Below are 19,963 nucleotides of genomic sequence, written 5' to 3'. Positions count from 1 at the left end.
TCTGGGAGCGTGCGAATTAAACGCAGCAACTATTTTGCAGCAAGGGATTTGTGACTGCTTGACGGACCCCCGCACCCCACTTACCGTGGAAGTGTTCGTGCTGGGGAAGTCTGAGGCGATTTCTACGCCATTGCGGCGCGCCGTTCAGGTCGCGCCGCCGAGCATTTGGTCCAGACGGAGTTGCGAAAGTCTACATGAACGTCTGGCAGCGCTTTACGCGATGGATGGCCGCTCCCGTCGATGGCGGCTCGCTGGCCGCGATGCGAATTTTCGTCGGCCTTGTCACGGCGCTCGAAGCCGTCAGCCTGCTACGCCCCCAGGGCAATACCTCGATCGTCGAGCTGCTCTATACGAGTCCCCGCGTCAACTGGCACTTCAGCTATCCGGGACTGAGCTGGATCCAGCCGCTGGCCGATCCCTGGATGAGCCTGGCTATCCTGTTGATGGGAGTCTCGGGCGTGGCCGTGGCGGCGGGGTTTCTCTATCGCCCGGCCACGATCGTCGCCTTCCTGCTGCGGAGCTATGTCTTTCTGATCGATGCCGCCAACTACAACAATCACTACTATCTGGAGTGCTTGTTGCTGTTGTACTTGATCTTCATTCCGGCCGACCGGTGCTGGAGCGTCGATGCGCGCAATAAAGCTGCCACTCTTCCCGAGGGGGACGCACCCTCGCGCTGGGTGCCCTTCTGGGGCGTATTCCTGTTCCGCGCGCAGTTGTTCATCGTCTACTTCTACGGTGGGCTGACCAAACTCAACGCGCCCTATTTGAACGCCGCGGAACCGATGCGTTCGGTCGCCAACTCGCCCGCGGTGCTGGCGCCGTATCGTCCCTATCTCTCGGCGGAGACCTTCGACTGGTTGCGCGAGCTGCTGGCCCGACCGCAGACGGCCTACTTTCTCTCGTACGCGGGGTTGGCCTTCGATCTGACGGTGGGCTTCTTGCTGGTGTTCCGGCGCACGCGATTCTTGGGCTTTATGCTGACCGTGGTCTTCCACGCCCTCAATCATTTCCTATTCTTCGACGACATCGGCTGGTTCCCGTTGCTGGGCGTGCTGTCGGCGTTGATCTTCTTCGCGCCCGACTGGCCGACGCGGTTGTGGAACGTGGTGCGGAAGCCGAAGGTGCCCTGGCCCGACTGGAGCTGGTTCTTTGCCGGGGCGATCGCGATTCCGGGCATTGGCGCCGCGCTGGGCTGGCAGCCGAAGCCGTCGGGCATTCAACCGGCCCCCGCGGCGCCCGTGTCGCGCTGGCCCGTCTCGACGATCCTCGTTTGCTGGCTGGTCTTGCAGTGCGTCTGGCCCCTGCGTCACCTGGCGATTGCCGGTCCGGTGATCTGGACCGAGGAAGGGGGCCTGTTCAGTTGGCGCATGAAATCGTCGTTGAAGTTGTCGCAGTTTCCGACCTTCTATGTCGACGATCCTTCGTTGCAGACGACGGGGGAGAACGGCAAGCCCGAGATCGACTGGTTCTCGTACTCAGGCGAGCAGATCGTGTACGAGAATCTCAATCCCGGTAACGTCGATTGGTCGAAGCTGCCCGAGGTGATCGTCGAGTTCGTGCCGTTGTACGGCGAGCGCATTCTGATCAATCCCTTCGCGGGTGGACGCGAAGTGCCGATGACGACGCTGGAGGCAGGTCAGCGGGCAAAAGACCTTTGGAACGAGAAGTTCCGCCGCGTCTTGCCCGATGAGAGCTTGTATCAGACCGGCTCGGTTCCGGTGCAGCTTGGATATCTCGAGCGCCGCCTGCGCGAGTTGAAGGCATCGCCCGCGATGATCGAGCGTGCGCAGCGTGCCCGTTCGCTGTACGCGGCGCTATTACGTACGCCGCCCAATAGCGCGGAGCGGGTCGCGACCTATAACCAGTTTCGCGAGACATTGCGCGATCTGGCCGCCGATCCGCAACACGGCCGTCAAGCTGGGGCCGTGTTCTCCGTGATTCACCCTCTGGCACTCTGGGGCGCCCCCGATCCGAGCACACCCTTCGTGCGCGTCGCCGATATCACCTTGCAGCGCGACCTGGGAGATGGTGTCGTGCGGTTGAATCACGACGAGCTGCGACCGCTGCTGCTTTCGCCCCAGACGGTCTATGTGCCGATGGGACAGCTCTACACGGCCGATTGGACGGCGCTTCCGCTCGTACACGTGCGTCGCGAGCCCGAGCGAGGCACCCTGTTCGTCTGGAATCCGTACGCCGATCTCGTCAACTGGCAAATTCTAAACATGCTGAAGAATCCTTTGATGATTCATCAGTACGCACAGCACGTGGCCGATCGCTGGGAGCAGCAGTTCGAGTCGAGGCCGGGCGTGCGCGTGTTGTATCTGTCGTCGATTCCGCCCGAGCCCTGGCGGCTGGTGATCGATCCGGAAGTCGATCTCACGACGGCAGAGCGGCATTATCTGTCGCACAACGAGTGGATTACGATGCCCGATTCGCCGACCGCGAATCCAACGGCGGCGCCCGCTGCATCGGCGCAGCCCACAGCCAAGCCCGCAGCCGAGAATCCCTGACGTTCAATCGCGTCGCGGCGATGTGAGCTGACCGTGTCGACTTAGGTAGCGAACGTCGCTGGCGAGCTCTGCTTCTGCCAGGTAGCGCTTACCCCGGGTGACGCTGGGGAGCGTGATGGCATGGCCCACCCTGCGTTCGAATGCGAGGCGCCGGTAAAGTCTACCCAATCTAAGGGTGCTGGCCCGCGGTCCGAGAATCCTCTGCTTTTCCCGACAATTTGCTGGACAGCGAAAACCGGCGGTCGGTACGATACCTGCTCGTCGAACCACGAGGGTTCGGCGCGGAACAGAACAGAGAAGCAGGTACAACTCATGTCTTTGGATCGCCAGACGGCGGCCCGCGCTCGGGCTGCACGCCGGGGTCGTATTGTTTTTGCAGCGGGCGCGCTGCTCGCGTGCGTGGTGGCCCTTCCCGGCACTCTCCGAGCCGCCGAGCTTTCTCTCGAAAGTGATGAACGGGCCACGTTGCGCGACGACGCACGCCTGCGTTCGTACCGCCATCCGCTCTACTACGGTCAGCCGCGGGTAATCAAATACGACATCGAGCGGGACGAACTGCGCCGCAACACGAGCGTCACCATGCCGGTGCCCAAGCAGCCGAAAGGGCGCGACGTGAGCTATCACGGCAACCGCTTGAAGCAGTATCGCTTCGTCGGCCCGCAGCAGCAGGGGGGCATCTATTCGGCCCTGGCCGAGGACAAGCTCACCCGCGAGCTCGACGCGCGCAAATATCGCTACCGGTGGAACTATTAAAAGTTCTGCTCGTGCCCGCGCGGACTACATGTTCGTAAGGCTGTCTTCCCCCTCGGCGCCGACGAGATCGGCCAGCGCCGCGGCGATCGCGGCGTCGTGTTCGTTCGTCTGCGCGTAGACGCGGCAGATACGGTAGCTGGCGGGCAACTGTCGAAACAGTTCGCTGGCGTCGATCGAGCGCGTGTTCCCCGTAGCAGGCTCGAAGACAAAGTTCTGCCCCGCGGCGGGACCGCGCGTGCCGGGTCGGTGTACATGACGCGCAAGATCCACGCGCAATGGGATGTCGCGCAGCTCGGCCGGCAATTGGGCCCGCAGCGCCTGCTCGAAAAAGTCTTCTCGGCTGAAGATGCTCGTGCGCTCGGCATCCCCCGGCACGAAGAAACGGGTCTGCTCGGCGGCCATCTTCCACGTCACGCGCCGGCCGAGAAACTCCTGCCAGCGCAGGCCCAATGCTTTCCGTGCGGGATCGCCACTCTCGTGCCAGCGCGCCACATCGACCAACAACGACCATTCGGTGAAGCGCTGGTAGGCCTCGAGGTGTTCGAGCGGGTTGCCGGGGAAGAGTCCCTCGCGACTGGCGGCGAAGAGATCGCGCAGCGTGAGATCGATGGCGCGCACCGTGCGGTGGAAGTAGACGCTGCGGAACAACTCGGCGCGGACGCCCAGAAAATGGACAAGGGCCGAAACACCCCGGCTGTGGATCGTGAGCCCGGCGTCGCTGAAAAAGCTGTAGTGCAGCAGTCGCGCGAGATCGAAGCTGCGCGTGCTGAGCCCCGTCATGTAGGCGTCGCGCAGCACGAAGTCCATGTTGTCGACCGTATAGAGGCCGCTGAACAGGCTGCGGAGAAACCGGAGCCAGCGGGGGGCGTGGGGGGCGTCGCCCGCGCGGGGGCGGCTGATCAAGAGCGCGATCTGCGCCGGATCGAGCGACTCGCCGGGTTCCAGGCGGCTGTAGGGATTGCGGCGCACGCGGGCCAGCAAGGGCCCCAGCTCATCGATGATGATCCGCTGGCCGAGGGTCTCGTGCGTCAGGCCGTGCGCCGAGAGAAAGTGGTCGTCGAAAAAGTGGCCGAACGGGCCATGTCCCACGTCGTGGAGCAGGCCGGCCATACGGAGCAACGTTTCGACGTAACCGCGGCTGGGGACCTCGGGGCAGACTTCGGCCAGGCTGTCGTAAAGGGCCGCCGTGGCCCGGCTGGCAACGTGCATCACCCCCACGACGTGCTGAAAGCGGGTGTGTTCGGCCGAGGGAAAGACCCACCACGCGGTCTGCAATTGATGGATTTGGCGCAGCCGTTGCACCCAGGGGTGGTCGATGATGGCCCGCTCCGAGACTTCGCCCGGCGGCAGGGCGGTATCGGCGATAAAGGGGATATAGCCGTGGAGCGGGTCGTGGCTGAGGCTTTCGCTGGCAAAGTCCTTCATGAGGGCGAATTATCCCCCCCGGTGGACCATGCGCCTAGCGACCGTGGCACGGTCGCGGTAACGTGAGACGCAGCCGGCAAAGTTCGCCCAGCCTGCGTGGTCGGTGGTTGGACGTCCCCCGATCGCTTTGGTCGGCCACGCAACAAGGTGTACGCGGAGAAGGTGTTGTCGAGCGCTCGCCCGCAGGCGGGAGCGCGGCTGTAAGTCTCGTGCCGATTGACGAATTGATTCTGTTTCTAACGGTCTAAACTTCTTTTCCGCGAATACCCGAAGATGACGAAGCCCCTGCCGTCTGCCCGCCTTCGAGGAGAGCCCACCGTGCGCATTTGGTCCTGTAGCGTCTGGTTCTGGTCGACCTGTCTGGCGTTCACCGTGGCTGCTGCCACGGCGATGGCCGCGCCGCCTGCCGACACGCTTCTGCCCGCCACGACGCGAGGTTTCGTAACGGCCGACAACTACAACGAATTGACCACCGCGTGGGAGAAGACGCAGCTCGGCAAGTTGATGGACGACCCGCAGATGCAGGCCTTTACCGAAGACCTGAAACGGCAGTTGCGCGAGCGCCTGTCGGAGAGCCGCGAGCGGATCGGTCTGGCCTGGGAAGACCTGGAAGGTATCCCCAACGGCGAAGTCTGCGGCGCGATCATCCACGACGGCAAGTCGGATCCCGGCGTGGCGATGCTCGTCGACGTGACCGACCATCTCGACAAAGCGAATGAACTCCTCGACAAGGTCCGCACGGAATTGGCCAAGCAGCAGGCCAAACGCAGCGAAAAGACGGTGGGCGACACGAAGATCGTGATCTACGAGCTGCCGCCGGCCGAGCCCGACGCCGACACCGATCCGACGGTCGAGCCCCGTTCTCGCAAGGCGGTTTACTTTCTGAAAGACAACCTGCTCTGCGCCTCGGACAACCTGGCGGTCGCCGAAGACATTCTGGGGCGCTTCTCGGGCGCCGCGAAGGGGACGCTCGCCGGCAACGAGGTGTACCAGGCGGTGATGAAACGCTGCCAGCAGGACGCAAAGGATCAGCAGCCGAGCGTCCGTTGGTTTGCCGAGCCGATCGCCCTGGCCGAAGCGATTCGTGGGCTCGACCCGACGCGGAGGCGCGTGGGGATGGACTACGTCAAGGCGATGAAGAAGACCGGCTTCGAGGCGCTGCGAGGCGCCGGCGGCTTCGTCACGCTGGCCGCCGCGCCGGAGCACGACATTCTGCATCGCACGGCGATCTTCGCCCCGAAGCCGTGGGAAAAATCGATGAACATGCTCGAGTTTCCGAACTCGGGCAATCTCGCCCCGCAAGACTGGGTACCGGCCGACGTCGCCATGTACGTGAGCCTGAACGTCGACGTGCAAAAGGCCTACGACTACTTCGGTCCGATCTTCGACGAGACGGTGGGCGAGGGGGAGCCAGGCGTGTGGGCCGATGTGGTGCAAAGCCTCGAGGACGACCCGAACGGCCCAAAGATCAATCTCAAGCGCGACATGATCGCTCACCTGGGCTCGCGCGCCACGATCATTACCGACTACGAGACGCCGATCACGCCCGACTGCGAGCGCATGCTTTTCGCCGTTGAAGCGAAGAACGAGAAGGCGCTGGCCGAGGCGATTCGCAAATCGATGGAGCCGGATCCGAGCGTGATCAAACGCGAGTTCGAAGGGCACGTGATCTGGGAGATTCGTGAAGCGGAAGTCGAGGCCCCCGATATCGATTTCGGTGGGATCGTGCCGCCGGCGGTCGAGAACCCAGGCCTGCCGCCGCTCGACGCGGGGGACGCGATCGCCAACGAAGAACGCGTGCTGCCGAATTCGGCGGTCACCGTGGCGAACGGCCATTTATACGTCGCCACGCACGTCGACTTCCTGGAGAAGATTCTGCACCAGGATGCCGAGCGGAAGAAGCTGGCCGATGATGCCGACTTCAAGCTCGTCGAGGCCGAGCTGGCCAGACTGGGAGCCAAGGCCGAGGCAGGTAGCTTCCGCGCCTTCACGCGTACGGAAGAGGCCTTCCGCCCGACGTACGAGCTCGTGCGCCAGGGCAAGATGCCCCAGTCGAAGACGATGTTCGGCACGATGCTCAATCGCGTGCTGGGAGGTGGCAAAGACGCTCCGCCGCGCGAGCAGAAGATCGACCCCGAAAAGATGCCCGACTACGAGTTGGTGCGTCCCTACCTTGGCCCGGCGGGCCTGTTCGTGGTGACCGAGGAGACCGGCTGGTTCGTCGTCGGCGCGACGGTGAACAAGTCGGCCAAGGACGCAACGGAGTAAACACCGCCACAGGGCATCACCACGATCGTGGCGGGGGGCTACGCCGCCGAGGTTGCGGGGGGCATCGTGCCATATTGCCAGGCTGCCACCGCCAGGGCGATCCAACCGATGATGTAGCCCGTGCCGCCGATGGGCACGATGTGTACGAGCGGCGCGATCTGCGTGAAGACCCACGCATAGAGGCAGCCCGAAAAGAGAACGGCGCCGGCGAGGAACCCCCAGCCGGCCACGGTGAGTGCTCGCGAACGCCGTCGCGAGGCGATCATGCCCACGACGATGAGCGCTGGCGCGTGGTACATCAGATACTTGGTGGCCACCTCGTAGTTGTCGAGGCGCTTTTCGCGTAGCTCGACCGCCTGAGCATCGGCCGCGTCGGCGGTCAGTGCCGATTCGAGGCCGTGGGCGCCGAAAGCTCCCAGGCTTACTCCCAGCGCCCCGCAAATCGCGCCGAGCATCATCCAGGTGGTTCCGTTCATGACAGACCTTCTCCGCCTGATCGAATTGGTAAACCGACAGCGCTGAAATGCCGGACCGAGGCACCGAGAGGTTCTAGTGCCGCCGGACCGCCGCGAGTATAGCAGGTCGCCGGGCCCCCAAGGCAGGGTTCGAGACCCCTGTCAGGCGTCGGGGCCAATTGCGTGGGTTTAGCCCGACCATTACGCTGAGTGCGAGAGAACGAAAACCTCGTCACCGAAGCGGAGATCGAGCCCGATGCGAATGGGTGCGTTGCTGGGATTAGTGCTAGGCTGTCTGTTGGCTGGCGGTTGCGCAAAGAGCGAGAACAAGCCGGCGGCCAGCGAGGCCCCGAAACCGGCCGCCGACTCGACCGCGGCGACCTCCAGCACGGCTGCTCCCTCGCCACCGGCGTCGGCCGTCACGGCCGACGATCCCGAAGTCGTCGCGACGCTGGAGAAAACCGGCACGCCGCTCAAACGCGATGCCAACGGCAACATCACCAGCATCAATTTCGGCGAGCTCCCCATCACCGACGACACGCTGGCCAATCTCGAGAAGTTGCCGAAACTGACGCAACTTACTGCCTGGGGCCCCGGCATTACTGATGCCGCGGTCGACCATCTCTTGAAGCTCAAAGGGCTCACGAACCTGGGGCTCGAGAACACCGGCGTCACCGACGCGGGTATCGAACGCCTCAAGGAGCTCACGAAGCTCACCGTGCTCAACCTGCGGCGGTCGAACATGACCGATGCGGGCCTCGAGCACGTCGTCGAATTGCCCCAGCTCGATCAGTTGATCCTGCTCTACAACAACATCACCGACGACGGGCTGGCCACCCTGGGCAATTACAAGCGGCTCAAGCTGCTCGATCTGCGCGGATGTTTTCTCGTCTCCGACGCGGGACTCGAGCATCTCAAGGGAATCGAGGGACTCAAGGCACTCAAGATCCGCAGCCCGCAGGTCTCGGATACCGGCCTCGAACATCTGGCCGGGCTGAAGAACATGGTGGTGCTCGTGCTCGAAGACACCTACGTCAGCGGCGCCGGGCTATCGTACATCACGGGATTGACGAATCTGGAAGACGTCCAACTCTTCCGCACGCAGGTGGGGGACGACGGTCTCGAGCACATCGCGAACTTCAAGAAGCTCAAACGCCTCTCGCTGCGCGATACGCCAATCACGGACGCCGGGCTGGCAAATCTGGCCGACCTGCAGGACCTGGTATTCCTGGACCTGAGCGAGACCAAGGTCAGCGATGTGGGACTCGCCCACCTGGCCGGTCTGCCGAAGCTCACTTCGCTGAACTTGTGGCACACGGGCGTGACCGACGCCGGGCTGGCCGAAGTGGCCAAGCTGGGCGCGCTCGAAGAGCTCTCGCTCGAGGACACCGCCGTCACGGACGCGGGACTCGACCAGCTTGCCGCGCTCAAGAACTTGAAGTCGCTCGATCTCAAGCAGGCCAAGCTGACCGATGCCGCCGTCGAGAAGCTGGCGGCGATGAAGCAGCTCAAGTTCATCAATCTGCGTCTGACCGACGTCACGAAGGAAGGCGCGGACCGGCTGCGCGAGGCGCTGCCGCAGGCGACCATCCAGGCCGACGAGAGCTGACGCTTGCCATGAGTCGCGCCGAGTCTGCTCCGGATGGCGTGCTGCTGATCGGACACGGTACGACCGACGCAGCAGGCATGGCCGAGATCGAAACGCTGACGCGGCTCGTCACCGAGCGCCTGCCGGCGCTGGCCGTGGAGACGTGCTTCCTCGAGCATGCCGGGCCGACCATCGCCGAGGGCTTTGCCCGGCTGGCGGCGCGTGGCGCCCGTCGCATCGCGGTGGTACCATTATTGCTTTTCGCCGCGGGGCATGCGCGGCGCGATATTCCGTTTGCCGTCGAGCGTGCGCGGGAAGCGCATCCTGCGTGTGAACTGCTCCTCGCACCCCACCTGGGCTGCCACGACCGACTGATCGAGCTCTCGGCGCTGCGCTGCGATGAAATCGCCGGCGGCGATGCGGCCCCCGCAACGCCGGCGGAGACGCTGCTCGTGCTGGTGGGGCGGGGGAGCTACGAGCCCGACGCCAACGCCGAGATGGCGGCCTTCGCCCGCTGGCGATTCGAGCGGCGACCGGTCGGCTGGTACGAGGTTTGTTTTCTGTCGATGGCGGAGCCGCGCGTCGAGCGGACGTTCGATCTGGTGGCGGGCTTGCCCTTCGGGCGGATCGTGGTGCAGCCCCATCTCCTGTTCCGCGGAGCGTTGCTGGAACGCTTGCGAGGGACCATCGAGGCGCGCTCGTCGCGGGGAGAACAGCACTGGCTGATGACGGAACATCTTGGCCCTCACCCGCTGCTGGTCGAGGCGATCGTCGACCGCGCAGGGCTCGCCCCCCGACCGTGATCGACAAAATCTGTGTCCGGAGCGTGGAACCCGGCGAGCCAAATGGGAGCGTGGCACGTATAGGGATCGTCGACGTAAGTTGGCTTTCCGCAGCGTCGTCGTCTGGTCGCAACTCCTGGCGAGCGAGCGGTTTGCCCCCTCTGGCAACCGTGGCCGTGAGGGTTCGCAGTTTGCCCAGTTGATATTGTTTTGTCTTGCGGGAACAGTTAACATGGCGGTTTAAGTCTTTCCCAACACGGAACTTACGGTTGGTCTTGCCGCTCCAAGTACGAGGTAAGGGATTCACATGGCCGTTCTGAACTTCACCGTCGGGCGACGCCGAGCTCTGGGGCTTTCGATTTGCGGGTTCTTGGCGGTGATCGTCTCGGTGACAGCCGTGCGAGCCGACCTGTCCGGCACACAGCCGGAGGATCGGCGGGCCCCGGACCGGATGGCGATGCGGGCCGTGTCGCAGTTGCTCAAGACGCGGCATCTTTCGAAGCACCCGCTCGACGACGAGATTTCGCAGCGCGGTCTGAAGGCCTTTTTGAAGACCCTCGACCCGATGAAGCTTTACTTCTACCAGTCGGATGTCGATCGTTTCTCCCAGCGCGCGAACGATCTGGACGAGATGGCCAACGCCGGCGACGCCAGCTTTGCCTACGAGGTCTTCGGCACGTATCTGAAGCGTGTCGACGAACGGGAAAAGCTTGCTCAGCAATTGCTGGCCGAGGAGCACGACTTCACCGTCGACGAAGAAATGGTGGCGGACGCCGACGAGGCGAAGTACCCCGCCAGCGAAGCCGAGGCACGCGATCTGTGGCGCAAGCGCGTCAAGTACGACATCCTGATGGAGAAGACCAAGGATGACGTGAAGACGCTCGACAAGGCCCGCGAAAAGCTGGCCAAGCGTTACAAGAGCTTCGCTCGCCGCATGCACCAGACCGACGGCGACGAGCTGTTGGAAATGTTCCTCTCGTCGATCACGACGTCGTACGATCCGCACACGTCGTACATGTCGGCCTCGAATCTGGAGAACTTCTCGATCGTGATGCGTCTGAAGCTGGAAGGCATCGGCGCCGCGCTGCAATCGCGCGATGGCGAGACGATCGTGAACAAGATCATTCCCGGCGGCGCGGCCGACAAGGACGGCCGGCTGAAGCCCGAAGACCGCGTCATCGGCGTCGGTCAGGGGGACAAGGGAGAGATCGAAGACGTTACCGACATGAAGCTCACCGACGTGGTGAACAAGATCCGCGGCGACAAGGGGACGATCGTCCGCCTGCAGGTGGTGACCGTCGGCGGCAAGACCGAGATCTACAACGTCACGCGTGCCGAGATCGAGCTGAAAGACAGCGAGGCGCGCGGCAAGATCATCGACGCCGGCTCGCGGCAGGATGGCAAGCCGTATCGCATCGGCGTGATCAACCTGCCCAGCTTCTACATGGATATGGACGGTGCCCGCCGCCGTCTGCCCGACTACAAGAGCACGACGCGCGACGTGCGCAAGATTCTCGACCAGTTCCGCAAGGATGGCGTCGACGCCGTGCTGATGGACCTGCGCAACAACGGCGGCGGCTCGCTGAACGAGGCCATCAGCCTGACCGGCCTGTTCATCGACGAAGGTCCGATCGTGCAGGTGAAGGACGCGGGGGGCAACGTCCAGAGCTACGACGACCTGGAGCGCGGAGTAGCCTGGGATGGTCCGCTTGTGGTATTGATCAACAAGTTCAGCGCCAGTGCCAGCGAGATCTTCGCCGGGGCGATCCAGGACTACCGGCGTGGGTTGATCATCGGCGACCATGCCACGCACGGGAAAGGTACCGTCCAGACGCTGAGCGAGCTGGGCCGCGAATTGTTCCTCGGCCCGAATCCGCCGGACCTGGGCGCCTTGAAGATCACCATGCAGAAGTTCTATCGTCCCAACGGCGATAGCACGCAGAACCGCGGCGTGGTGTCCGACATCGAGCTGCCGTCGCTGACCACGCATCTTCCGGTGGGCGAGTCGGACCTCGACTACGCGATGGAATTCGACCGCGTCGATCCCTCGCAATTCAAGCGCGTGAACCAGGTGGATCGCACGGTGATCGACCAGCTCAACGACTTGTCGAGCCGCCGCCGCGACGCTTCGGCCGAGTTCAAGAAGGCCCTGGCCGACATCAGCCGGTACCAGGATCGCAAGAACCGCAAGTCGGTGACGCTGAACGAAGAAAAGTTCCTCGCCGAACGAGCCGAACTCGATGCGGAAAAGAAGGCCGAGGAGGAGCTCGAAGAGAGCGAGAGCCCGACCGACGAGATCTTCAAACGCGATTTCTACACGGACGAGGCGCTGGCGATCACGGTCGATTACCTGCGGCTATTCAAGCTGGCGGCCAAGTAGCCCCAGGCACTTGCCAAGACGTTAACATAAGGTGGCCGGCCGGTCGGTAAGGACCGCGTCCGGCCACCGTTGTTTTCGTCCTGCTCCAACGTCCAACCATTCTGCGATCCCTTGGCCTTCGTCGCGTCGATTCTGTTGGCTGGTCTGGCCCTGCTGGCGATCGTCGTCGGGGTGGTCTGGATCGTTTACGTACCCGTGATTGCACGGGGGCTCGAGCACGTGCCGTGGCTCGATGCCGAGCCGCAGCCCGCGCTGGCCGAGGGGGAAACGTGTCGCTTCACGACGGCCGACGAGCGACACCTCGTCGGGACCTACCTGCGGACGACGGCGTCCGCGCGGCTGGGGGTCGTCCTCTGCTGCCACGAGCTGACGGGCGATCGTTGGACACTACTGCCGTACGTAGCCGATTTGCGCCGCCGCGGGTTCGACCTGTTCTGTTTCGATTTTCGCAACCACGGCGAGAGTGAAGCCGCGCTGGGCTATCGGCCGCTCCCCTGGCTGACCGAGTACGAGTTGACCGATCTGCGCGCCGCGCTCGATTATGTGGCCGCGCGCGACGATGCCGATCCGCGCGGCGTGGGACTGTTCGGCGTGAGTCGCGGTGGAGTGGCGGCCTTGTGCCTGGCGGGCCGCGACGCGCGCGTCCGCGCCGTGGTGGCCGATGGCGCCTATGCGACCGCGGCGATGCAGGTGTATTACATCCGCCGGTACATGTCGATCTTTACGATGTTGACGCCGTTCTTTTCGCGCCTGCCCGAGGGAGTGCTAGCGGCCTTGGCCTGGGGGGCACGACGTCGCGTCGAGCGGCGACACGGAATTCGATTCGCGCCGGTGGAGCGCGCGTTTCGCCGCGTGCGGCAGCCGGTGCTCGTGATCCATGGCGCCCTGGATCGGCTCGTGCCCCAGGCATACTTCGAGCGTTGGATCGCGCTGCTGCCGCGGGTCACAAGCTGGGTCGTGCCCGGCGCGCGTCACAACGGCGCTCTCGAGGTGGCGCGTGAAGAGTATGGCGAGCGCGTGGCGGGCTTTTTCGTCGAGCATCTCGCCGGCGAGCCGTAGAGCATGCGGGGCTCGAGCACCGCGACGATCGGCATGCCCCCGCGCCGGAATACCGATGCAGGCTGCCACCCCATGCAGATTCCCGTGAGCGCTGCGCGGTCGCGACCGGCGGAATCAAAAGCCGCCTTTGACCCAGCTATACGCCAGATAGCAAATCAGCGGGAAGAGCACGAAGATCGTGCCGTAGGTGAAAATCGACGTCCAGACGTGACGGGGCCAACGTGCCATCGGAAGCATTTCGGGGTGGAAGTACGGCAGCGAGTCGGGCCGCAAGTTTCAAGGGGCGCAGGTGGCGCTGAATCGCAACGGCAGCACGAGCGGCTCTTCGGCCGGCGCGTTCAATTTTACGTCGAACCGCGCCCCGTGCGGGAGGGCCTGGGCGAGTTTTACCCGTGCTTCTTCGCCGTCGACCGCGACTTCGATGCGCGGCACCCGAGCAAAGGGGGGGCAGAAGGCCACGTGTGCCGTGGCGGTGCGCTGCCCGGCGGCTAGTTCCACCCCCAGCCTGCCTTCGACCGCTTCCACCCCCTCGTCCGAGCGCGTGCGCGTGATCTGCTGCAAGGTCCCCTGAGAAAGTCCCTCGTCGCCTGCGCTCAGATCGCTGCGGGCGGGGACTGATTCGACGTGCGTATGAGAATGGAGCGACGTGCGATCGGCGACGTGCGATTCCACACGCTTGTCCGGGCGACTCCTCCACGGCGCCCGAGTGGCGGTTTCGGCCGTGGCGAGCACGAGCCAGAAGAATGCCATTCCTGCCGGCGAGCTACCGGGGAGCGAAAGTGCGAGCCCGGCAACGAGCAGGCCCAACACGATCGAGACTTCGAGCCAGCGACCAGCAGGCGTGGGCCACAGGCGCCGGCTAGCGAGGTGCAGCAGACTGGAGATAGCCGCCAGCGCTACGGCCGCGGCGGCCAGCATCGGCGCCGCCAAGGGGCGTTCGAGCGCGCCGGTCAGTCGCCGAAAACCGAGCGTGAGCGCCGCGCCGAGCAATAAGACGAGCAGCAGCCCTACGCCTTGCCGGGCGAGCTGATCGCGCCACGTCTTACGGCCGGCGCGCACGAGCAGTCCTGGTGACGGGAACAGCGCATCCATGGCGCCTCACTCGACTTTGGCGAGCGGGAATGGGTTATGGTAGGTGGGGCGACGTCGCAAGACGCCAACGGCCATTACCGGGCCGCAGCGCTCAGGCCCGCCGCTTCGGCCAGCTTGTCGGCCTTGTCCGTCTTTTCCCAAGTGAACTCTGGCTCGCTCCGGCCAAAGTGACCGCCGGCGGCCGTCTTGCGGAAGATCGGACGACGCAGGTCGAGGTACTGGATGATACCACTCGGCGTGAGGGGGAAGACCTCGCGGATGATCTCGCAGATACGGCTATCCTCGATGCGGCCCGAGCCAAACGTGTCGACGTGGACGCTCACCGGCTCCGAGACGCCAATGGCGTAGGCCAACTGCACCTCGCAACGATCGGCCAACCCGGCGGCCACGACATTCTTGGCCACATGGCGGGCCATGTAGGCGGCGCTGCGATCGACCTTGGTGGGGTCCTTGCCGCTGAACGCGCCGCCGCCGTGACGGCCCCAGCCGCCGTACGTATCGACGATGATCTTGCGGCCGGTCAGGCCGCAGTCGCCGTGCGGGCCCCCCACCACGAAGCGGCCGGTCGGATTGATGTGGTACTTGATGTCCTTCGTGACCAACTCAGCCGGCAGCGACGGCTTGATGATCTTCTCGATGATGTACTTGCGAATCTCTTCGTTCGACACGTCGGGCGCGTGTTGCGTGGAGACCACTACCGTGTCGATCCGCACGGGGGTGTCGCCATCGTACTCGACCGTGACCTGGCTTTTGCTGTCGGGACGCAGCCAGTTGACTTCCTTCTTCTGACGCGCCTCGGTCAGGCGATTGAGAATGCGGTGCGAGAGGGCGATCGGCAACGGCATCAACTCGGGCGTGTCGTTCGAGGCGAAGCCGAACATCAGGCCCTGGTCGCCGGCGCCGATGTCCTTGCCGGCGGTATCGTCCGAATTGACGCCCTGGGCGATGTCGGGGCTCTGGCGGTCCAGCGCGACCATCACGGCGCACGTCTTGCCGCAGATGCCCATCTCGTCATCGTCGTAGCCGACCTCGTTGATCACCTTGCGGACGACGTCCTGGTAGTCGATGACCGCCTTGGTGGTGATCTCGCCGGCGATGATCGCGATGCCGGTGGTGACCATCGTCTCGCAGGCGACGCGGCTCGTGGGATCTTGCGCGAGCAGGGCATCGAGGATGCCGTCGGAGATCTGGTCGGCGAGCTTGTCCGGGTGCCCCATGCTAACCGATTCGCTGGTGAACAAATACTTGCCGGATGCCACGCGAGACCCTCCCAGTGTGTAGGTGCGTTCAAAAGGCTCGAAACTCCAACCCCACCCGACTTTGCGGTGGAAGCAGTCCCGGGCGAAAAGGTAGTTGGAAACGGTCAGTATAGAGATTTCGCCGGTCGGCGGGCAATGGTGTCGCGCCAAGTGGCAGTAGCTGGCACGACTGCTGGCAAAGGCTGGCGACTTCCGCTCCCGCGGCCGATCGCAGCGATTGTATCGGTTCGATCAATCGTAGCGAAATACTGAACTGTAGCGATTGTCGGGGCCGATAGAACTTTACAGGTGACCATGCGGCCTGGGCAGGATTGATGCCCGGCCGACGACATCTTGGGGGGTGTCTTGGGTTCTCCGACGGCGCACGTCATGGAGCACGATTTCGCTCCCCGCCGGCCGTATCAGCTCGCTGTCCGTCGTTCGCGCTTTCGCGACGCGCCAGCCGGCAATCGCGGCCCCTGCGATTGAGGACCAAACATCGCGCGGTGGCGCTGCTGGGCGAGAGGGCGAACAGACGCCGCGAAATCCACCGCTCGACGAACGAACATCAACCGTGTGCGGCGATGGACTGCCGCGCCATTTGCCACCGCGACCGCGACGTTTGCCGGGACACGATCGGGCAGGCGAGACGCGCCGCGACGGCCGGGAGAGGGAGAACTCGAATCATGAAACGCGTTTTGTTGTCGCTGGCGATGCTGGCCTTCCTCGGAAGCAGCACCGGCTGTTGCCTGGTCGACCGCATCTTCCATTGCCATCACGGCTGGTGCGGACCGTCGACCTACGAAGATTGCTGCTGGGAAGGGCACGATTGCGGCGGCTGTGGCGGATGCTGCGACACCGGCTGCGATTCGTGCGGCGGTGGGTGCGACTCGTGTGGCGGTGGCGGATGCAGCAGCGGTGGATGCAGCTCGTGCGGTGGCGGCAGCTACGACACCGGCTGCACCGGCTGTGGCGGCGGAGACATGTACGCCGACAGCGGCATGCACGGGGGGCCGATGATGGCTGGTGGCCCGGGCTGTGCCAACGGCCATTGCAACCTGGCCGCCCGTCGCCTGGCGAACACGCAGGGCCCACCGGGGCCACCGACGGCCGCCGTGACGTATCCCTACTATACGAACCGCGGTCCGCGCGACTTCCTGGCCCGCAACCCGGGCAACATCGGTCCGTGAGCGTGGCTGCGAGCAATCAAAATCAGGCCATTCCTGTGATCGCCTGAATAAAAACTTGTGCGAGTTCTCTCGCTCCGTGCCGGCCGGAGTCGCCCTCAGGGGGGTGCGATTCCGGTCGGCTCTTTTCGTTGTGCGATGTAGCAGCATCTCGCGATCATGGCGCGCCGGGCAGACGCTTGGCCGTGGGATCGGAGGGCGGACGGTCGAGTACCAGGAAGGCGAAGAGATCGAGCAGCTCGCGCTCGGTGAGTTGACGTTCGAGGCCCTCGGGCATCAGCGAAAGGGGGCTGGTTTCCATCTCGTCGATCTCGGCGCGCGGCACGGTTTCGAGCTGGCCCCCTTGCACCTTGAGCACGACGCGTTCCGGGGAATCCTCGGCCACGAGGCCGCGGAAGATCTTGCCATCGGTGGTGACTACCGTGCGGGCTTGATAAGCCGCGCCTACGACCAGGCTGGGATCGAGCACGTTCGAGAGCAACTGGTCGAACGAATTGCGGCCGTTGAGGGTCAGGTCGGGGCCCACGTCCTTGCCGGCGCCGTGCAGGCGGTGGCACTCGGCACAGACGCGCGTAAAGACCGCGACGCCCGCCTCGGCATTGCCGGGCTCGCGCTCGAGCAGCGCTCGCACGCGGCGAATGACCTGCTCGCGCTCGGGATTGCGCTCGCTACGAAGCGTGCCCCACGTCTCGCGCACGCGCTGCGCGATGTCGTCGTCTTTGCTGGCGAGAAGTTGGCGCACTTGTCCGACGTTGAGCGCCTCGGCCGGGACGCGCTTGGCGGCAATCGCCTCGAGCAATGCCCGACCCCATGACTGACGACTGACCAGCAATTCGATGGCCGCGGGCCTCAGTTCCGGCTCGAGGTGCGGGTAAAGGTCGAGGACAAACTCGGGCACCGGCGCGGCGTGAAATTTTGCCAGCGCGCGCAGCGTGGCGAGGCGCAATTCGATCGGTACCGAGTCGGAACCCGCGGCGAGCAGGGTAGTGACGTATTGCCACAGTTCCTGATTCGGGGCCAGGACCAGGGCCTCGAGCGCGCGGACTCGCACCGGCGTGGGTGTCGTGGCGGTAGTGAACAGTTCGACGGCCTTCGCCGCACCACCCCCTTGCCAGGAGGTGGAGAGAATCAGGGCCTCGAGAAACAGCGGAGCGCTTTCTCCCTGGGCGATGATCTCGACGAGTCGTGGCTCGATCGCGGCGTGCAGCGACGCTTGTTGCTCGGCCGGAAGACGAGCTGCTTCGACGAGCGACGTTAATGTGGCGAGGGCCGCACGTGCCGCCGCGGGGTCGGCCTTGCGGCGTTCCGTGCTCGCCAGCACCAGCGTAGTGACAGGCGTCACGTCGCGATCGCGGCGTGCGATCAAGCGCTCGATCAGGCGCTCGGTCAGCAGGCCCAATCCGGCGGTGGCGGCGGATTGGTCGCCTTGGGTCAGCTCGACGAGACGCGCGACCTGCTCCCGTGCTTCAAGCAAGGGGTGCAGGTTCTGCCACACGACGCGCGGCAAGAGAGGATCGTCGATCGAGTGAGAGAACACTTCGAGCAGGGTGGGAATGGCCTCGAACTGGGGCAGCTTGCGCGAGGCGATCGCTACCTGCAGGCGGACGTCAGGGGAAGGATCGCCGGCCAGACGTCCGAGCGCGGCATGCAGGGCTGCGTCTGGCGAGCGGGCATTGCCGGCGGCACGCACGCCCCAGGCGCGCAGGCTCGCATCGGCATGCGATAAAAGCTGCTCATGAAACACAGGGTCGAGCTGGCGACTGCCCAGCAGTGCCCACAGCGCGTGCAGGCGGGCATGCCGGGGAGCGGCCTCATCGAAGACGAGGGTCTGCAACTTCGGCCGCGCGGCGGACGAGGCTCGTTCCGCTAAGAGCCGCTGTGCCACCTCGCGAAAGTAGACGTTCTCGTCATGCAGGCGCGCGATCAGTTGCTCGTCGGATGCTTGGGTGAGATCGAAGTCGCCGGCGCGCGGTGTCTCGCCGTAGCGCAAACGGTAGAGGCGACCTTTCAGACGGTCGATGCCGTCGGAGTCGCGCCGCGCGTCTTGATAGCAGTGGTACCGGTCGTACCAGTCGAGAATGTAGAGGCAGCCGTCGGGACCCGTCTTTTGCGCCACCGGCATGAACCAGGCGTCGTTGGCACGGAGCAGGTCTTCCTCCGTCTCGCCACGATACGTGGCGCCGTGCCGGGTCAGTCGATCGGCATTGATGGCATTGCCATGGATATTGCCCATGTAAAGGCGGCGCCGGTACGGTTCGGGATAGGCGGCGCTGTCGAAGTAGTGAATGCCGCAGTAGGCCGCCTTTTGATGCGCGTGATCGACGATCGACTCGATCTTCCACGTGTGGGGTGGATAGGCGCCCGCCTGCCGATGGTAGTAGCCACTTTCGACCAGGTGCCACAGGTGATCGATGACGCAGGCACTGACGAAGGCGCTCCCTTCACTGTCCCAGGCGATGCCCCAGGGATTGCTCGTCCCCTCGCAAAAGATTTCGAAGCGGCGCGTGCGCGGGTCAATGCGGAACATCGCGCAGGTGAACTCGCTGACCTGTCCCTCTTGCTCGACGCGACTGCGGTTGAAGACGCCGTTGAGACCGTAGAGATAACCGTCGGGGCCCCACGTGAGGGAGTTGGGGAGCTCGTGGGTGTCCTCTCGGCCGAAGCCGGTGACGACCACCTCGCGCCGATCGGCCTGGAGATCGCCATCGTCATCGGCCAGGAAGAGCAGGTCGGGCGCGTTGGCCACCCACACGCCGCCGTAACCGACGGCAATGCCTGAAGGAATGTTGAGTCCTTCGGCAAAAGTGGTGAATCGATCGGCGCGGCCGTCGTGGTCGGTGTCTTCGAGCACGCGGATGCGGTCGCGGCCTGCGCCGGCTTCCAGGCGTGGATACTCGAGGCTTTCCGTGACCCAGATGCGCCCCCGCTCGTCGAAGGTCATGGCGACGGGATTCACGAGATCGGGCTCGGCCGCAACGATTTCTACGGCAAAACCCTGGGGCACGGTCATCCGCGAGACCGCTTCCTCGGGGGTTAGCGCGGGTCCCGGCAGCGCCTCTTGGTTGTGCGGAATGCGTTCGGGTTCAGCGGCCCTGCACGGAGCGTGGGCAGCGCCCAACGCACACATCACAAGGAACAGATTTCGAGCCCAGCAGCGCGGCAGGAGCATGGCAGTGGAGTAGGGGGTTTCACGGATGAAGGGAGATGGAAAGGATTCTTTGCT

13 protein-coding genes are annotated in these 19,963 nt (G+C 64.5%); 8 read left to right on the top strand and 5 right to left on the bottom strand.

Annotation, left to right across the window (positions count from 1 at the left end; genetic code table 11):
- Positions 1 to 194 precede the first annotated feature (194 nt).
- Both KF708_05775 and KF708_05770 read left to right on the top strand, forming a co-directional pair.
- Complete coding sequence (locus KF708_05775) at positions 195 to 2,513, top strand: HTTM domain-containing protein (GenBank protein MBX3412209.1); 2,319 nt, start codon at positions 195 to 197, stop codon at positions 2,511 to 2,513.
- Between the two features lie 312 nt (positions 2,514 to 2,825).
- On the top strand, positions 2,826 to 3,266 hold the full coding sequence (locus KF708_05770) for a hypothetical protein (protein MBX3412208.1): 441 nt from the start codon (positions 2,826 to 2,828) through the stop codon (positions 3,264 to 3,266).
- Positions 3,267 to 3,290: 24 nt separating this feature from the next.
- Here the strand turns inward: KF708_05770 and KF708_05765 are convergent, their stop codons facing one another.
- Complete coding sequence (locus tag KF708_05765; GenBank protein MBX3412207.1) at positions 3,291 to 4,691, bottom strand: HD domain-containing protein; 1,401 nt, start codon at positions 4,689 to 4,691, stop codon at positions 3,291 to 3,293.
- Positions 4,692 to 5,009: 318 nt separating this feature from the next.
- Here KF708_05765 and KF708_05760 point away from each other — a divergent pair, with 318 nt between their 5' ends.
- A complete protein-coding gene (locus KF708_05760) occupies positions 5,010 to 6,959 on the top strand; it encodes a hypothetical protein (protein ID MBX3412206.1) in 1,950 nt (649 codons plus the stop codon).
- Positions 6,960 to 6,997: 38 nt separating this feature from the next.
- Here the strand turns inward: KF708_05760 and KF708_05755 are convergent, their stop codons facing one another.
- Positions 6,998 to 7,435, bottom strand: coding sequence for a DUF423 domain-containing protein (locus tag KF708_05755; GenBank protein MBX3412205.1), 438 nt, complete (start codon positions 7,433 to 7,435; stop codon positions 6,998 to 7,000).
- A 235-nt stretch (positions 7,436 to 7,670) separates the two neighbouring features.
- On the opposite strand from KF708_05755, the gene KF708_05750 reads away from it, so the two are divergent.
- From KF708_05750 to KF708_05735, 4 genes are all read left to right on the top strand, one after another.
- A complete protein-coding gene (locus KF708_05750) occupies positions 7,671 to 9,023 on the top strand; it encodes a hypothetical protein (GenBank protein ID MBX3412204.1) in 1,353 nt (450 codons plus the stop codon).
- An 8-nt stretch (positions 9,024 to 9,031) separates the two neighbouring features.
- On the top strand, positions 9,032 to 9,805 hold the full coding sequence (locus KF708_05745; protein MBX3412203.1) for a sirohydrochlorin chelatase: 774 nt from the start codon (positions 9,032 to 9,034) through the stop codon (positions 9,803 to 9,805).
- Positions 9,806 to 10,091: 286 nt separating this feature from the next.
- Positions 10,092 to 12,164 (top strand): carboxy terminal-processing peptidase, encoded by a 2,073-nt coding sequence (locus KF708_05740; protein ID MBX3412202.1) that lies wholly within the window; start codon positions 10,092 to 10,094, stop codon positions 12,162 to 12,164.
- Between the two features lie 111 nt (positions 12,165 to 12,275).
- The gene (locus tag KF708_05735) at positions 12,276 to 13,223 is read left to right on the top strand and encodes an alpha/beta fold hydrolase (protein ID MBX3412201.1); all 948 of its coding nucleotides are present in this window, start codon (positions 12,276 to 12,278) and stop codon (positions 13,221 to 13,223) included.
- A 276-nt stretch (positions 13,224 to 13,499) separates the two neighbouring features.
- On the opposite strand, the gene KF708_05730 is transcribed toward KF708_05735, so the two are convergent.
- Both KF708_05730 and metK read right to left on the bottom strand, forming a co-directional pair.
- Positions 13,500 to 14,315: a hypothetical protein gene (locus tag KF708_05730; GenBank protein MBX3412200.1), complete on the bottom strand. Its 816-nt coding sequence runs from the start codon at positions 14,313 to 14,315 to the stop codon at positions 13,500 to 13,502.
- Between the two features lie 74 nt (positions 14,316 to 14,389).
- Complete coding sequence (gene metK, locus KF708_05725) at positions 14,390 to 15,574, bottom strand: methionine adenosyltransferase (GenBank protein MBX3412199.1); 1,185 nt, start codon at positions 15,572 to 15,574, stop codon at positions 14,390 to 14,392.
- Between the two features lie 665 nt (positions 15,575 to 16,239).
- Here metK and KF708_05720 point away from each other — a divergent pair.
- Positions 16,240 to 16,743: a hypothetical protein gene (locus KF708_05720; GenBank protein MBX3412198.1), complete on the top strand. Its 504-nt coding sequence runs from the start codon at positions 16,240 to 16,242 to the stop codon at positions 16,741 to 16,743.
- Positions 16,744 to 16,897: 154 nt separating this feature from the next.
- On the opposite strand, the gene KF708_05715 is transcribed toward KF708_05720, so the two are convergent.
- On the bottom strand, positions 16,898 to 19,750 hold the full coding sequence (locus KF708_05715) for a c-type cytochrome (GenBank protein ID MBX3412197.1): 2,853 nt from the start codon (positions 19,748 to 19,750) through the stop codon (positions 16,898 to 16,900).
- Positions 19,751 to 19,963: the final 213 nt, after the last annotated feature.

It is taken from the genome of Pirellulales bacterium (assembly GCA_019636335.1).
Lineage (GTDB): Bacteria > Planctomycetota > Planctomycetia > Pirellulales > JAEUIK01 > JAHBXR01.
Note: the sequence above shows the minus strand (reverse complement) of the source record. Positions and strands in the feature narration are given on the sequence as shown.

What these genes read in the sequence shown, in the direction of transcription:
- KF708_05775 (MBX3412209.1), top strand. Translation starts at nt 195, where the DNA reads ATGAACGTCTGGCAGCGCTTTACGCGATGGATGGCCGCTCCCGTCGAT.
- KF708_05770 (MBX3412208.1), top strand. Translation starts at nt 2,826, where the DNA reads ATGTCTTTGGATCGCCAGACGGCGGCCCGCGCTCGGGCTGCACGCCGG.
- KF708_05765 (MBX3412207.1), bottom strand. Translation starts at nt 4,691, where the DNA reads ATGAAGGACTTTGCCAGCGAAAGCCTCAGCCACGACCCGCTCCACGGC.
- KF708_05755 (MBX3412205.1), bottom strand. Translation starts at nt 7,435, where the DNA reads ATGAACGGAACCACCTGGATGATGCTCGGCGCGATTTGCGGGGCGCTG.
- KF708_05750 (MBX3412204.1), top strand. Translation starts at nt 7,671, where the DNA reads ATGCGAATGGGTGCGTTGCTGGGATTAGTGCTAGGCTGTCTGTTGGCT.
- KF708_05745 (MBX3412203.1), top strand. Translation starts at nt 9,032, where the DNA reads ATGAGTCGCGCCGAGTCTGCTCCGGATGGCGTGCTGCTGATCGGACAC.
- KF708_05740 (MBX3412202.1), top strand. Translation starts at nt 10,092, where the DNA reads ATGGCCGTTCTGAACTTCACCGTCGGGCGACGCCGAGCTCTGGGGCTT.
- KF708_05730 (MBX3412200.1), bottom strand. Translation starts at nt 14,315, where the DNA reads ATGGATGCGCTGTTCCCGTCACCAGGACTGCTCGTGCGCGCCGGCCGT.
- KF708_05720 (MBX3412198.1), top strand. Translation starts at nt 16,240, where the DNA reads ATGAAACGCGTTTTGTTGTCGCTGGCGATGCTGGCCTTCCTCGGAAGC.
- KF708_05715 (MBX3412197.1), bottom strand. Translation starts at nt 19,750, where the DNA reads ATGACCGTGCCCCAGGGTTTTGCCGTAGAAATCGTTGCGGCCGAGCCC.